The 15,247-nt window shown below is 46.5% G+C and carries 9 protein-coding genes; all 9 read right to left on the bottom strand.

The features are described 5' to 3' along the window. Positions 1-9 precede the first annotated feature (9 nt). The 9 genes from DWX84_RS04355 to DWX84_RS04315 all read right to left on the bottom strand — a co-directional run bounded on the left by DWX84_RS04355 (position 10) and on the right by DWX84_RS04315 (position 15,224). Positions 10-1,632 (bottom strand): sialidase family protein, encoded by a 1,623-nt coding sequence (locus tag DWX84_RS04355; protein ID WP_005863836.1) that lies wholly within the window; start codon positions 1,630-1,632, stop codon positions 10-12. Between the two features lie 137 nt (positions 1,633-1,769). Continuing rightward, positions 1,770-3,335, bottom strand: a complete 1,566-nt coding sequence (gene nanU / locus DWX84_RS04350) for a SusD family outer membrane lipoprotein NanU (protein WP_005863837.1) — start codon at positions 3,333-3,335, stop codon at positions 1,770-1,772. 25 nt (positions 3,336-3,360) lie between these two features. Continuing rightward, the gene (locus DWX84_RS04345) at positions 3,361-6,636 is read right to left on the bottom strand and encodes a TonB-dependent receptor (RefSeq protein WP_005863838.1); all 3,276 of its coding nucleotides are present in this window, start codon (positions 6,634-6,636) and stop codon (positions 3,361-3,363) included. A gap of 47 nt (positions 6,637-6,683) precedes the next feature. Further along, a complete protein-coding gene (locus DWX84_RS04340) occupies positions 6,684-7,934 on the bottom strand; it encodes an MFS transporter (protein ID WP_005860494.1) in 1,251 nt (416 codons plus the stop codon). 103 nt (positions 7,935-8,037) lie between these two features. After that, a complete protein-coding gene (locus DWX84_RS04335) occupies positions 8,038-9,240 on the bottom strand; it encodes an AGE family epimerase/isomerase (protein WP_005863839.1) in 1,203 nt (400 codons plus the stop codon). Positions 9,241-9,243: 3 nt separating this feature from the next. Next, complete coding sequence (locus DWX84_RS04330; RefSeq protein ID WP_005863840.1) at positions 9,244-10,161, bottom strand: dihydrodipicolinate synthase family protein; 918 nt, start codon at positions 10,159-10,161, stop codon at positions 9,244-9,246. 141 nt (positions 10,162-10,302) lie between these two features. Beyond that, positions 10,303-11,511 carry an ROK family transcriptional regulator gene (locus tag DWX84_RS04325; RefSeq protein WP_005863842.1) on the bottom strand — a complete coding sequence of 403 codons (1,209 nt, stop codon included), beginning with the start codon at positions 11,509-11,511 and terminating at the stop codon, positions 10,303-10,305. 200 nt (positions 11,512-11,711) lie between these two features. After that, positions 11,712-13,007, bottom strand: a complete 1,296-nt coding sequence (locus DWX84_RS04320; protein ID WP_005863846.1) for an HlyD family secretion protein — start codon at positions 13,005-13,007, stop codon at positions 11,712-11,714. 21 nt (positions 13,008-13,028) lie between these two features. Then, the gene (locus DWX84_RS04315) at positions 13,029-15,224 is read right to left on the bottom strand and encodes a peptidase domain-containing ABC transporter (RefSeq protein WP_005863848.1); all 2,196 of its coding nucleotides are present in this window, start codon (positions 15,222-15,224) and stop codon (positions 13,029-13,031) included. Between the last annotated feature and the right edge of the window lie 23 nt (positions 15,225-15,247).

Here is a 15,247-nt window from a genome sequence, read left to right as displayed (position 1 = left end):
ATTGTTTCTCTAAGGAATAAGATCTGTTAGCTTAATGGCTTGGAAGGTCATATGCGCCACGCTTGACTCGTAGAAGATTCCAACCGTTTCCTTATCGATCATGGAGAGACAGGAATATCCCCAGCCCTCGGCCTCGTCTAATAAGACTTGATGTTCCGTAGGCCAAGTAAGTCCGCCGTCCAGACTCGCCTTGATCGTGATATGATTACGCCCTTTTGTCGTATTCGGGTTGGAGAAGAGTAAAAGGTCTTTGCCGGTGATGTTGTCTTTGGCGTTTACCTTGATCAAGCTGGCCATACAAACGGGTTCCTGCAAGGCACTGCGGCTGGAAGGATGCTCTGTCCATGTCTTGCCTAAATCTTTTGTCGTGGCTACGGCACGGCTACCGCCCCGGTTATCGCGCATATTTAGCATCAATACGCCCGGCTCTACCTCGGCAACTTGCGCCTCCGTGGTATTCGTGCGGGCTAAGTTATGCAGGTGCCATGTTTTCCCGCGGTCTTTGCTATACATAATGCCGGCGTTGGGCACACGGGTAGCGTCGATAAACTGGATGGGGAAGACCAAAGTACCGTCTTGCATCGTGATGCCTCGTCCCGGGCCTTGCAATAGGAAATACCAAGACGGGTCTTTTACTTGAGACGTGATGTTGATCGGTTCGCTCCACGTCTTACCATCGTCCTCACTTTTCACGAGCATAAGTTGGGCGGTCTCGTCCGGTGTCATTCCCGGCATGGAGTTCCACCAAGCCCGTTCGTTACCCATACCATGCGTCCATGCGGCTACTACCCAGATCGTATTGGTCTTTTCGTCTACCAAGATCGATGGGTCTCCCACGCCGTTTTGTCCGTGGGGCAGGCCATCCGTTTGTTTGAAAGTCATGGCTACTCGCATCGGTTCCCAAGTTTGTCCCTTATCGGTACTGCGGCTTACTCCGATATCGATTTTCTCTTGCAGGTCCACGCTGCTATTATAGCGAATATCGTAGACTCCGAGTAATGTTCCGTTATTCGTCGTCACTAATCCCGGGATGCGGAAGGCCGCCGATCCGTCATCCCCGGCTTGGCGTACGCCGATACCTACATGGCGTTCGTCCACCTTTCCTTTCCAAGTGATGTCGATCGGTTTGTTGTTGATCTGGGCGTTAGGTATCGTAGTCGCTACTTTTGCCAATAAGGAAGTCTCTGGCTTCATCTGGATACTTACCCAGAAATAATTGATGCCTTTAAGCATCGGTTGTTTAGAGGTTAGTTTTACCGTGCGCGACAAGGGGGCGGTAACCTCATCTTGCCGTACGGAATAAGATTCAAGAGCCTTACGGGTATTTCCCGGTATATGGCTGGATATGTACGTAACGGGACTGAAATGTTCCCCTTTGCGGGATGGAGCTTCCACTCCGCTATAAAATAGACGTATCGCTTGGATGTCCGACAGATTGACATTGTCTCCGATCTGTATCGTGATCTCGTTTAATACATCCCCTTTTTGGGCCGGTATCCGCATCTCGTAAAGTACATTGTCGATCCGGTCTATCAAGATGGGGATTTGTTGCTCTCGCACATAAAGACTGTCTGCCGCAAAAGCCGTTTGTACGATGAAAAGAAGGCAGAAATACAGGAAAGTTTTTTTCATGATGTTTTTTGTTTGTAGGTTGAAATTAATAGATATGTGAATTCCAAAGGTAGCGATATTCATTCATATGAACAAAGCCCCTTTGGAATTCGTGCCAAAAACCTAGTTATATCCAATCGCCTTAAACCTATGTACGATTAGTATCCGGGAGTCTGTTTCAATGCGGGATTGTTTGTCAATGCATCCTCGTTGATCGGCCACAAAAGACGAGACTCTTGTGCGGTCGTGTATTTCAAGACATATTGATTACCGAAACGTCTCAAGTCATACCAACGCTTGCCCTCGAAGAAGAACTCGCGCAGCCGTTCTTTCAATATAGCTTCCATCACGTTCTCATCGCCCCCCTCAAATGGGTTATCGTTATAGAAACTTCCCTTGTCATTCGGATAAGCGACCTCGTTTTTATGTGCGTTGAAATATTCAGAACCGTAAGCACGCTCGCGTACGGCATTGATCTCCGTGGAAGGATCTTCTCCTAAGAGAGCTTTAGCCTCGGCTAGTAGTAACAGGGCATCGGCATAACGGTAAATAGGATAATCATCCAGCCAGTTACGTTCGTTGCTACCCTCCAATGTTGTTCCTTGGAATTTGTATGCGAATGGAGCGATGTACTTTATGCTTCCGTCTTCCTGTTTTTGATAAACAGCTTTCAAGGTTCCTGTCAGACGGGAATCATTTTCGCGGAAAGTTTTCCAGTAATGATCTTTCTTAACTTGGTAACGCATTAAACCGTGGAAATTATAACCCGGAATTTCCATGAATGGGGTTCCTGATTCATCGCAATAGTTTGCCATGTATTCACGTTGCGGAACCATGTTGTTTCGCCAATTATAATCTTTCCACATGGTGAATTCATCTTTGATACTCTTGAAAGCGAAGATGATCTCGCTATTCTCCTTATTCCCATAGGCGAATACATCAGTAAACTTATCCTGTAGCTTTAGGTTGCCGTTTTGTTGAAGATCTTGCAAAGCAGCCTTGGCGGTAGAATAATCTCCTGTACCTCCACCCATTTGGCGACCACTCCATAAATAAACTTCACCTTTTAGTATCAATGTGGCTGATTTAGACCAGTAGCCTTTTCCATATTTGTAAGAATAATCACTACCGAAAGCATTGACGGAAGCGTCAATGTCTTTCTTGATCTGGTCCATGACCTCACTTGCTGGAGACGCCGCTTTTTCCAAATGAGAGATATCCAGTTCGTTACCTAGAGTAGGTTCGGTTACCAAAATTACATCTCCCCATGAACGTAATAGATGGAAATAAATATACGCACGCATACCATATGCTTCACCTAAGAAGTAGTTCTTCTCATTTTCATCTAATAAGGTAGTCTCGTTGGTCTTACGGATCATGAGGTTTAATTGGTTGATTGTCTCATAGAAATCTCCAAAATTGCTGATGCCCGTAAATTCAGCGTTGATCGTATTATACGGATATCGTTCTACGCCTTGAGTGGCTTCACCTCCGAAAGGCTGGTCGCCATAAATATCGGCACGTGGTTCACCCAGTACGAATATATTATAGCTACGTAAGCGAAGCAAGGAATGCAGACCTGTATTGAATGCCTTGAATTGGTCCGATGATTTCCAATAGTTAGCATCGGAAATACTGCTGACTGGCTCCATGTCCAACGAGGTGCATCGATTGAATGTCAACAAGGACACAGCCACCATAAAGGTTATAAATATCTTTTTCATATGATGTTTAATTTTTATGCGTTAATTAGAAAGTTACAGATACACCCATAAGGACAGTCTTAGGAGTCGGATATCTACCATTGTCGATGCCTTGACCATAATAGGTATCTACGGCTGGTTCTGGTGATACTCCGGAATAACCGGTAAAGTAGCACAGATTTTGTCCGGTGACATAAACAGAGGCGTTTGACATAAACGCTTTATTGATCCATCTTTTCGGTAAGTTCCATGTCAATGTGATCTCGCGAAGTGCCAAGTAATCACCCTTTTCATAGAATCGTGAGCTGTTGTTATCTACAGCCGTAAGTCCGTTGTTGGAGCGGGTGATATTCTTTTTGCTCAATTGATCCGCATAGTAGAATTTCGGGATATCCGTATTCGTGTTCTCTTCAGACCAGCTTTGTTTAACCATGTCGATGATGTTAAATGAACCTTGGTATTGTCCGATAGAGCGTGCGGCCAAGTCGTTATACAATGTATGGCCTAATGCGTAGTCGAAACGGGCGTATAAAGAGAAATCCTTGTAAGAAACGGTGGTAGAGAAACCTCCTGTTACGTTCGGGAAGATATTGCCTACCTTCACACGGTCTAGATTGTTGATGACACCGTCACCATTCAAATCGGCCCAACATACGTCACCCGGCTCGATTTGTTGTTTTCCGGTTTTGTCTTTCAGGGCTTCCCATGCCGCTGGACCATATAATTCACCAATGGCGTCATAACGATTATTTGCGTTTGCTTTTACGTCATCCCAATCTTTGAAAATGTGATCTTGCTTGAATGCGAACAAGTCACCCAGCTTTCCTCCTTCTTGTTTTCCGCCAACCCAAACGACTTCGCCTTTTTTCGGATCCCATACTTGGTATCCACCTTGGCGGTTGTTCTCGTTTCCGTTTGCCGGAAGCTTGATGATCTTGTTGGCTACCGTAGATAAGTTAGCTGTTACGTCCCAACTGAAACCTCCTACATTATTTAAGATGTTAGCTTTTACCTCCATCTCAAAACCTTGGTTACGCAGTGTTCCTAAGTTGGTTTTGATACTTTTGAATCCCGTGTAATTAGGCAAATCCAGATCAGTCAACAAATCGGAAGTCGTACGGTTATAATAGTCTAAGATAAAGCTTAAGCGGTTATTGAAGAAACCTATATCCAGACCTACTTCGAAAGACTTACTTTGCTCCCAACGTAAACCGCTATTAACCAATTGGTCATTGTAAAAACCAACGGAATTGTTGTAGTTTGTTATGATGTTTCCGTCTTTGTCCTTCTGTCCGTAACTACCGTATACGTCATAATAGCCTAATCCGTTTACATTACCGTTTACACCATAGCTGACACGTGGTTTCAGGTTCGAGATAATATCCGCTAATTTGGAGTCCTTGAAGAAATCTTCCTCCATGATGTTCCAACCTGCGGAGACACCCGGGAAGAAACCCCAACGGTGGTCGCTCAGTTTGGAGATACCATCATAACGAGCTACAACAGACAACAGATATTTGAGGTTGTAGTTATAGTTTACACGAGCGAAGCCGGAAAGGATACGATAGCCTTGTTTGTAACTGTATGAATACGTACGGTTACTTCCTGCGTTCAAGGTTGGGATATCATCCGAAGGTGAATTTTGAGTCTTGGCGTTTAACGTATATTGATGCCAATTGAAATACTCACCGCCGACCATGGCTTCCAAATTGTGCTTGTCCTTGAAACTATCAGAATATGTCAAGGTCACACTATGTTGCTGTTGATTTTCCTTTACATATTTCGCTTCAGCCTGGCGCGTTAGGTTCGGTGTGCTAGAGTTCTGTTGTTGATAGGCTTTATCAAATTTATCCGTTTGATTATCTACGTGATACAAAGCGCTATTAGCCTTTAATACTAATTTCTCGGGAATGATTTGCAAATCGAAACCTATGTTGTATGTTGAACGACGGATTCCATTTGTATTCGTTAGCTTGTCCTTGTAGTAAAGAGGATTACCATCACCGGTACCGAAACCGGAAGCGGGAGATCCATCTTCCATATAGGGGTTCCAAGTTGGGCGTTGGCTCATCGTACGATAGAAGAACTCGTATTGACCGATCCATAATCCCGGCGTACGAGACCAAGTGTAAGTCGCCCCGCCGTTTACAGTTAAGATCGGGAATATTTTATAGGAACCGTTTAACGTTCCGGAGAAGCGTTCGTAACTAGTACCTTTGATCAAACCATCTTCTTTGTAATAACCTAAACTAGCAGCGAAAGTACCCTTATCGTTACCGCCTGTAATGTTCAAATAATGATCTTGCGTGAATGAGGGGTCTTTGAAAGCTGCATCTTTCAATTGGCCTGAATAATCCTTAAATAAAAGTTGCTTTGTAGGATCATTGGGATCTGTCATTTGTTGCCAACCTTCGTTTAACAGACCTTTCGTCGTGTCATCTAGATAGCGAATGTCGAATAAATCGTTACCAACTCCATAGCCCATTTGGTTATCGATACCCGAACGTCCGGTTCGCTTGTATCCTAAGCGATTATAATAGATATAGTCCTCTGCGTTCAAGTAATCATATCCTGTACGGGCGAAGTTTGCTCCTCCTTTAAATTTATAGGAAACGGAAGCTACGCCTTCTTTTCCCCGTTTGGTCGTGACAAGGATTACACCGCCATTCGCACGTGCTCCATAAATGGCCGTTGAGGCAGCATCTTTTAATACTTGGATGGACTCGATATCTGAAGGGTTGATATCTGCCAAAGAGTTACGAACGATACCGTCTACCACTACCAAAGCTCCATTGTCTTTTCCGGTCATGGTAGCTCCACCACGAAGTACGATATTGGGGTCTTTACCCGGCTGGCCACTTATGTTTACTACGCGTAAACCGGAAACCGTACCTTGTAAAGATTGTCCGGCATTGGCCATAGCTGCATTTTCCAGTACGGCGTTATCCAATTTAGAGATAGAGGTTGTCAAGGTCGCTCTCTTTTGTGAGCCACCGTAACCGGTTACCACTACTTCGTCTAGCTGTTCGGCGTTTTCTTGTAGGATCACGTCTACTTTGGCTTTCCCGGCTACTGGAATTTCTTGTGTCTTGTACCCAATGAAAGAAAATACTAATGTGGCGTTTTTGTTGGATACGGTGAGAGTGTAATTACCGTCGAAATCGGTAATCGTTCCATTTGTCGTGCCTTTTTCAACGATAGACGCACCGGGGACACCCATTTTATAGGTATCCAGCACTGTTCCGGAGACTGTCTGCTCTTGTCCGTACATAAATGCCGGAAGTAGGAGCGCAAGCATTAAGAGCAGTAGATTCTTCTTCATAATGAATTACTTTTTTGTTGTTTATTTAGTTTATTGGATGAGATTAATTAGCATTCGTCGGTCATATTAGCGACTTTCGGACGTAAGAAGATCACTTGGATTAAAAGTGCGATGAGTACCAATCCGGCTAGCATGGCGAAGTCATGGCCAAGGTTACCAGCATCGGTAGATTTTCCTAGTATATCCGTGATGGCGGCTCCGGCGAATACACCGGTCATATTCATAATTCCATAGGCTGTAGCCCGATAACGGGGGGAGATGAATTGGCAAAGGATAGGCATATTATTGGCGTCGAATATACCATAACCGATACCGAAGCAAAGACCACCGCCGATAATCATCGGGAAGTTGTGCCCAAATCCTAGTAATAGGAGAGAGGGTATCGTTAATGCCAAACCAATGGCGCCTGTGTATACACGTCCCCGGACATTCCGCTGGATCCATTTATCGGATAAAATACCTCCGGCGATTACCCCTATAAAGGAAGAGATAGCGATCGTGAATGTAGATAACGGACCGGCCTCGGACATATCCAACGAGAGATTTTCAGCGAATAGGGTAGGGAGCCAGTTCTTTGTCGCCCAACCCGGTAAGCTCGGCGTGGCGAAATAAAGAAGAATGATCCAAAAAGCGATGTTCGTGAATAACATCCCTAATCCTTTAAACGCACCGGAAATCGGATTCTCTTTCGGATAATTTTCCAGTTTTACGGCTTGTTCCACATGATCTTTCTTATCGTGTAAGAAGATGATCAAGACCACGCTATAAGCGATGCCGATGATACCAAACCAATGGAAAGTCGTTTCCCACGTATAAGCGCTGGCCACCGTAGCTCCGAATCCTCCCAAGGCTTGGCCTACGTATAGACCTGTCATATGGATACCTACGGCTAATGACCGTGTTTTCTCTTGGTGATAATCTGTGATAAGCGATAATCCGGCAGGAATATACAGGGCCTCACTAACCCCCATCAAGGCACGTAGGTAATAGATCTGATTGAAATCCGTGCAATACCCCATCATCAAAGTCACGAAGGACCAGACAAATAAGCTACCCACGATTAGCCACTTCCTGTTTACCCTGTCTGCCACCATACCGGCTACAGGGCTCATGAATCCGTAGATCCAGAGGAAGACCGCCATCAAACGTCCGAAGTTCGCCGCAGACTCTAGTTCCACGATATCCACCATCATAGCTGATTTCATGGTTGATAGCATCTGGCGATCCATATAGTTCAGTAAGGCGACAACCCATAGTAAACCGACTACGATCCAAGGATATAATTTCTTATTTTTCATTTGATTGAGGAAAATAAAAAGGAAAACAAAGCCTTAGAAACATCAGGAGCCACGGTTGTGACCCCTGATGTCAATTGACCAATTTTCAGTATTTTAGATAAAGTTATTTAGAAAGAATTTCGTCGCAGAGTAAACTACATTTGAGAAGCATTCTAGGAATGTGGAACGGACCTTTGAATAGATTGCCTTTGGCAGATTGAGAGACACTACCATCGAAGTGTAGGTAGCCATACCATTCCCCATATTCTTTGTCGGGGAGATGATTAAATGTGTAATCGTTTATTAGTTTGTGCATTTCGAGATATTTGGCGTCGCCAGTCGCTTGGTAGGCGTAAAGCGTAGCGATAACCGCCTCGCATTGTGGCCACCAAAACTTCATGTCGTGCCAATACTCTTGGGGAGGGAAGTTTTTGCAATCCTTGAAATAGTTGATTCCGCCGTACGTCTTATCCCAGCCCCAGTCCCAAGACCAGTTGAGGATTTGTAAACCCATCTCTTTCAGTTGGGGGTCCCATCCTCGGTATTTGGCCTCTTCCAAGATAAACCATGCGGTCTCGATGGAGTGGCCGGGATTGATGGTACGCCCGGCGATAGAGTCGATAAACTCACCGTTGGGTCCTACTGTCTCCAAGATAGCCTTGAATTCGGGATGCATGAAATCACGGCGTAACTCGGCTATGGAATCATCGATTTGTTGTGTAAGTATGGGATCGTTTATGGCCTCACGGATGCGTGCCGCCGTATCGATCAGTATCATGCAGAAAGAATGGCCTTTCGCCACGAGACCTTCACGAAATTTAGGCTCCAATAATCCCGGGGTATTCTTATAGTGCAATACTTGCTTGAATAAGTTCACGGCCTTCTCGGCATAGCCTTTGTCACCTGATGCCAATGCATAGTGGGCCATAGCGATCGCCGCGAAAGTCTCGGAGAATACGTAACGGCGTTTACGTACAGGGATGCCTGTCGCTGTCACCTCGAAGAACATACGTCCGTCCGTATCAAAACAATGTTTCTCGATGAAATCGATACCGTTTTTACAGGCTCTCAGCCATTCTTCGTTCTTCTCAATGTGATTATAGGCATATGCCAAGATAAAGGCGAATCGTCCTTGGAACCAAACGGATTTAGTGGAGTCCATCAGAGTACCATCCCGGTCTACGCAAGTAAAGTAACCGCCGTTCTCTTTGTCCAGTCCGTATTTCATCCAAAAAGGAAGAATATTGGAAAGAAGCTCATTCCGATAGGTCTTGCCCCAATAAGCTAGATATTCCGATGGATTAGATAAATTGTCAAACGCTGCCATACCTTAGAATTTATTACATCTTTCAAAGAAATTGATAGCCTCTAATTCCGCTTTCATCGCGGCCTCTTCTTCGTCCGTCATATTCCGGAACGGGGTACGGTTCTTGCCGAGATCTAATCCGATCAATTTCATGATGCGTTTTCCTCCGACGATATTACCACGGTAATTGCAGATAACGTTAATAACCTCCTGAGAGAAGTTTTGTCTCTCGCGAGCTGTCTCTAAGTCACCGGCTGCCCAAGCCTCTAGGATACCGGTTAATTCTTTTCCGTTATAGTTTGTGGTACCACCGATACCTCCTTGCGCTCCACCCATCGCAAGGCAAGGAAGAATCGTTTCATCCTGTCCGTGCAACATGTCGAATTTACCATCCTTGTATAAACGACATTGATTGTATTCGTATAAGCTCTCGTATGTATATTTGATACCGGCGAAATTAGGGATATGCCCGTCTACTGCTTTTAAGAAATCCAGCATAGGGAGGAAAGCGTTGTTAAACGCAGGGATATGATAGTAGTAAAACGGTAAGGCAGGAGCGCCGCAAGCGATCTCCTCGCAGTACTTTACCAATTCCTCAATTCGACCGATACGAGGGAAAGGAGTAGCCATAGCGCCAATACCCCAAGCGCCGATCTTTTGAGCATGTTCCGCCAAATTACGACTAGACTTAACGCATGTGCTACCTACGTGCACAATTACCTTAAAGCCTTCCGGAGCTGCTTCCATCCATTTCTCGGCCAATTTCATGCGTTCTTCCTCTGTCAGCATATAACCTTCTCCGGAAGAACCATTGATGAACACGCCTTTCAGTCCGTTTTTCACAAGAAGTTTCGCATAAGCTTCAATTGGCTCGTAATTAACTTCCCCGTTCTCATGGAACGGAGTGAAGGGAGCATCGATCAGTCCTTTAATTTTATCCATACCTGCGTTATTTTTATGAGTTTTAACCTCTAATTTTAATTATGATGCAAATATAAATAAAATAATTTAATAATATAGTAGTGTTTTATCGAGAAAATGAAATAATTATTTATTTTTTATTTAATTCCTTTGAAATACATATTAAATCATACCTAGAATTTTAGATCGAGATAGCAGGCAGGCTCCTAATATACCCGCTCTTTCACCTAATTTGGATACTTTGATCTGAGTATCACGGGTTACCAAGTTCAAAGAGTACTTCCTGACGGCACTTTTAATAGGTAGGCTTAAATATTCTCCCGTCTGCGACAAGGGGCCGCCCAGTACGACCAGTTCCGGATTGAAAATGTTCATCAATCCGGCTATTCCTTTACCTAGATTAAAACCGATCTCCTCCAGTATCTCAATAGATAGCATATCCTCTTTCTGAATAGCGTCGATCAAGTCAGAGAGCCCGATGTATTCCCCGGCATCGATTTTACTGGCCAATATGGTGTTGCTACCCTCTTTATACCGCTCAAGGAGGGTACGGTATAGGGCAGAACCGGAAGCTCCAGTCTCGAGGCATCCTTTTTTACCGCAATGGCAAAGAATCTCATTCTCGAAGAAGCTGAAGTGCCCAAATTCTCCGGAGAAGCCTGATTTCCCGAAATAAACCTTGCCGTCTATGATGATACCGATACCTAATCCCCAAGATATATTGATGAATAGGATATTTTTTTCTCCTTTTACGACTCCTTGAAGATATTCGCCGTAAGCCATGGAACGGGTGTCATTCTCTATATAGATCTTTATATGTAGTTTTTCCTCAAGGATTTGAGACAAGGGCTTCTCCTCAAAGTAAAAAATGCTATAGCTATATCCGGCGAAAGGATTTACCCGTCCGGATATATTAATGCCAATGCTTAATATCTTTTCCCTTGGGATCGGCAACGAGTTTATAAATTCATTGATACATTCGCAAAGATGGTCTAAAGCGGCTGGTGTGTTTTCGAGTGTATAAGGGATATTCTGCTCAATGCGGATCTTATCTCCTTTAAAATCTAATATGGCTAGATTCAGTTGATCTTTCAGTATATCTACGCCCACAAAATAGCCGGATACGGGATTGAGCCCGTAAATACTAGGTTTACGCCCTCCGCTAGTCTCTTGTTTTCCAAAGTCGAGTATATAACCGTCCTCTTGTAATTCGCTAATTAGCTTAGTGACGGTGGGGATACTGAGATTCATTTCTTTACATACCTCCGCTATAGTAGCGTCTCCATTGGCCATATAATAATGTATGATCTTCTTTTTCAGAAGGCCACTGCGAGTATTGTCATCGGACGAGAGCAAGAACTTAGTTGTCATGGTTATACCTTTATTGAGTGATTAGGGCAAAGGTACAATAAGTTTTTTCAAAAACTAAGCGTAATAAAATAAAATTTTTTCATAAGGAGCTATCTTAATTGTAAGAATTTGTAATAGAAGTTGAATGACATAGTCTGCGGCGAACTCTGTCACTCGTGACATCTGTGATAAACGCATAGGAAAGAAAGGATAATATTACACTAAAATCCTTCTTTCACGATCCGTTTGATCGGGAGGAAGAATCGTTCGATCAGGCGTAATTCTTCCGTTACGATCTCCGCGGAGGCTTGCGTCTCGGGCGAGACGGGCAGGTCGATACCGTAATTGGTTCTCAGACCCTCTGGAAAATCGATATCCGCCGTATAGTACTCGTCGGTGGGGACCAATGAGATATTCGATACCACGCCGTTTACCACGCCAAACTCCTGATCCGGGAAATTGGAGAAACGGACGATCGCCCGCTGGCCTCTCCGGACTTTTCCCGAGCGTGCTATCGGTATGCGCACCTTCCCCACCAGCCGGCTCTCGCCTTGCGGCACGACGGTGAAAGCCACCTCTCCGGATGGGATATACTGGTTCTCGTTCCAGTACTTGGTGAAAGTCACGACACCCCCTACCGGGGCGATGAGGCAATAACGCAACCTCCACTCGTTCATGCTATTCAGCAATTGTTCCCGGGCGGTCTGTAATTCCTGCCGTAGCGTAAATTCTTTCTCGCTCCGCTCCAGCGTCAGATCCAGCAAGGATTGCTCTTGCTCCCCGATCTGTATCCGGAGATTCTCGGCCGAGGCTGCCGCCCCTTCCAGCGAATAACGGCTTTGCAGCAAAGAAGCCCGTGCGGTCTCATGCTCGTAGGAGGAAATCACGGACCGGCTATACAATAATGAATCCCGGGCGTATTGCCGCCTTGTCAAGGCGAATTGCTCCGAGAGGGTCTTCCGCTGCCGTTCGGTCTCGTTGTAGTAAGCCTTATACAACGCTATCTGTTTGCGGATGGAGGCCATTTTTTGTGGATAATAATCGATCTCCCTGTAATTGATGCAGGCATGGAGCGCCGAGAGTAGTCCCGAGTAAGCCGCTTGCATATCACCCAGCGATAGCTCCTTGTACCTTGATAATGCCTTGTCCAAGCTATCCACGTCGCTTCCGGATCGTTCCAACACCTTATCCAGATAGATGGCATCGTCCGTGTCGGCGTGATTCTCTATGACCGCCAGCCAATCCCCCTCCCTTACCGGACGATTATCCCTGACGAGCAGCTCCTGTATCTTTCCCGCTGCCCGTGTCACTACCGCCGTCGCGGGATGTTGCCCCGTCAATGTCATGTCTGCCGTGATCACGTCAGGATACTTAAAGAAACAGCTCCCCACCAGCAACGTCACGACCACGAGGAATAACAGCCTTATCCCCCACCGTACGATCCAGGCCGGCACTTGCCCCATCACCTCCTGTACCTCCTCGCTCCTCAGTTCTATGTCCTTATTTCTCTTCTCCAACCAATTTTCAACTTTCAATTCTCAATTCCCAAGCTCCAACTGGTTCTTCACCAACTTATAATAAGTCCCCCGCAAGGCCGTGAGTTCCTGATGCGTCCCTTCCTCCACGATGCGTCCCTTGTCCAGCACCACGATCTTGTCCGCGTCACGTACCGTGCTTAGCCGATGCGCCACGACCACCACCGTCCGTCCTTTATAGAAGGCGTGCAACTGCTCCATGATCTCCCGCTCGTTGTTTGCGTCCAAAGCGTTCGTGGCCTCGTCCAGGAAGATGAAGTCGGGATTCTTGTACACCGCCCGGGCGATCAGGATCCGTTGCCTCTGCCCTTGGCTTACTCCATTGCCCTCCATGCCGATCTTCGTATTATAGCCCGGCGGGAGCGAATCGATGAAATCCCGGATATTCGCTACCGTCACGGCATGCAGCAGGCGTTCCTTGTCCACCACCTCTTCGCCGGGGGCGATGTTGTTGGCGATCGTATCCGAGAAGATAAAACCATCCTGCATGACCGAACCGGTCTTGCTGCGCCATACGTGGGGATTCAAGTTCCTGAGGGAGGTATCGCCGATCCTCACGTCCCCCTTGTTGGGGTTGTAAAAACCGAGCAGGAGTTTCACGATCGTCGTCTTCCCGCTCCCGCTGGCCCCTACGATGGCGGTCACCCTGTTATGGGGTATCGTCAGGTTGATATCCTCCAGCACGTAATCCCTGTCCGCCCCGTCATAGCTGAAGCTGAGATTTTCCAGCCGTAGCGTCCTGTCATCGGGGAGAACATTCAGTCTTATCCCGCCTACCTGTTCCTCGTCCTCCTTCCCGTGTATCTCGCCGAGCCGCTCCAAACTGATCTTCGCGTCCTGTAAGGACCGTGAGAAATCGATCAATTGCTCGATAGGTGAGGAGAGCTGCCCCACGATGTAGGTCACCGACATCATCATACCCAGTGTCATATCCCCTTGCACGACGGCCCGTGCCGCGATGAAGGAGATGAGTATGTTCGTGGTCTGGTTGAAAAAGACCGCCCCGAGTTGCTGATATTGTTGTAACGCCAACCCCTTGATCCCTATCTTGAAAAGTTTTACCTGTATCCGTTCCCATTTCCATCGCATCTTGGTCTCGCAATTATTGAGCTTGATCTCCTGCATTCCGGTGATGAGCTGGAATAGGTTGCTCTGCTCCCCGGCCGCCTGCGAGAAACGCTTTACGTCCAGCTCCCTCCTCCATCTCATGAAGCCCAGCACCCACGCCACGTACAACCCGTTTCCTAGTAGGAACAATCCCAGTATGGTCCAGTCATAGTAGGCCAGTACGAACCCGAACACGATGAAGTTGACGAAAGAGAAGAGCGTATTGATGGATGTCCCCGTCATGAAAGCCTCGATGCGGTCATGGTCTCCGATGCGCTGCATGATATCGCCCACCATCTTGGTATCGAAGAAATGCAGGGGCAGGCGCATCAGCTTGGCGAGGAAATCGGAGATCAAGGCGATATTGATCCTCGTGTTTACGTGCAGCAATATCCAGCTCCGTATGAAGTCCACGGATAGCTTGGCGATAAAGATCACCAATTGCGATATAAGGATCAAGGTTATGAAACCTAGGTTGTTGTCCCGTATACCGGTATCTACCAAGCTCTGCGTGAGGAAAGGCAGGATGAGTTGCAGTACGCTGGCTGTCACCATGCCCAGCACGAGCTGTGCCATCTCCCGCCTGTAGGGCGATATATATCGGAAAAAGAATCCGAGGTTACGTTTCCTGTCTCTCCCCTCGTCCTCCATCCCGTAGAACTCCGGCCCCGGTTCCAGCAAGAGCGCCGTCCCGGTATCCTGTCCGTCCACCTTGGTGCTGACCCAGCACCGCTTGAACTCCTCCCTCGTATAGGTGATAAGTCCCGCCGCCGGGTCCGCTATGTAGAACTTCCCTTTCTTTATCTTGTAGCAAACCACGAAATGCCATTGGTTCCAGTGCAGTATGCAGGGTAGGGGACATTCCTTTTCCAATTCCTCCACCGTGATCCGCACGCCCTGTGTTCGGAACCCGATCGCTTCCGCCGCCTCGCTGATACCCAGCATGGAGACTCCTTCCCGGGTGATGAAGGCTTTCTCCCGTAAGTTCTGGATCGAGTACACACGACCATAGAACTTGGCGATCATACGGAGGCAGCTAGGACCACAGTCCATAGAATCCAATTGCTGATAATGTGGAAACGATCTTAGCATAAATTAAAACATTAGGATATAGA

The organism is Parabacteroides sp. AF21-43, assembly GCF_003635435.1.
Lineage (GTDB): Bacteria > Bacteroidota > Bacteroidia > Bacteroidales > Tannerellaceae > Parabacteroides > Parabacteroides distasonis.
This window is presented reverse-complemented; position numbering and strand designations above follow the sequence as displayed.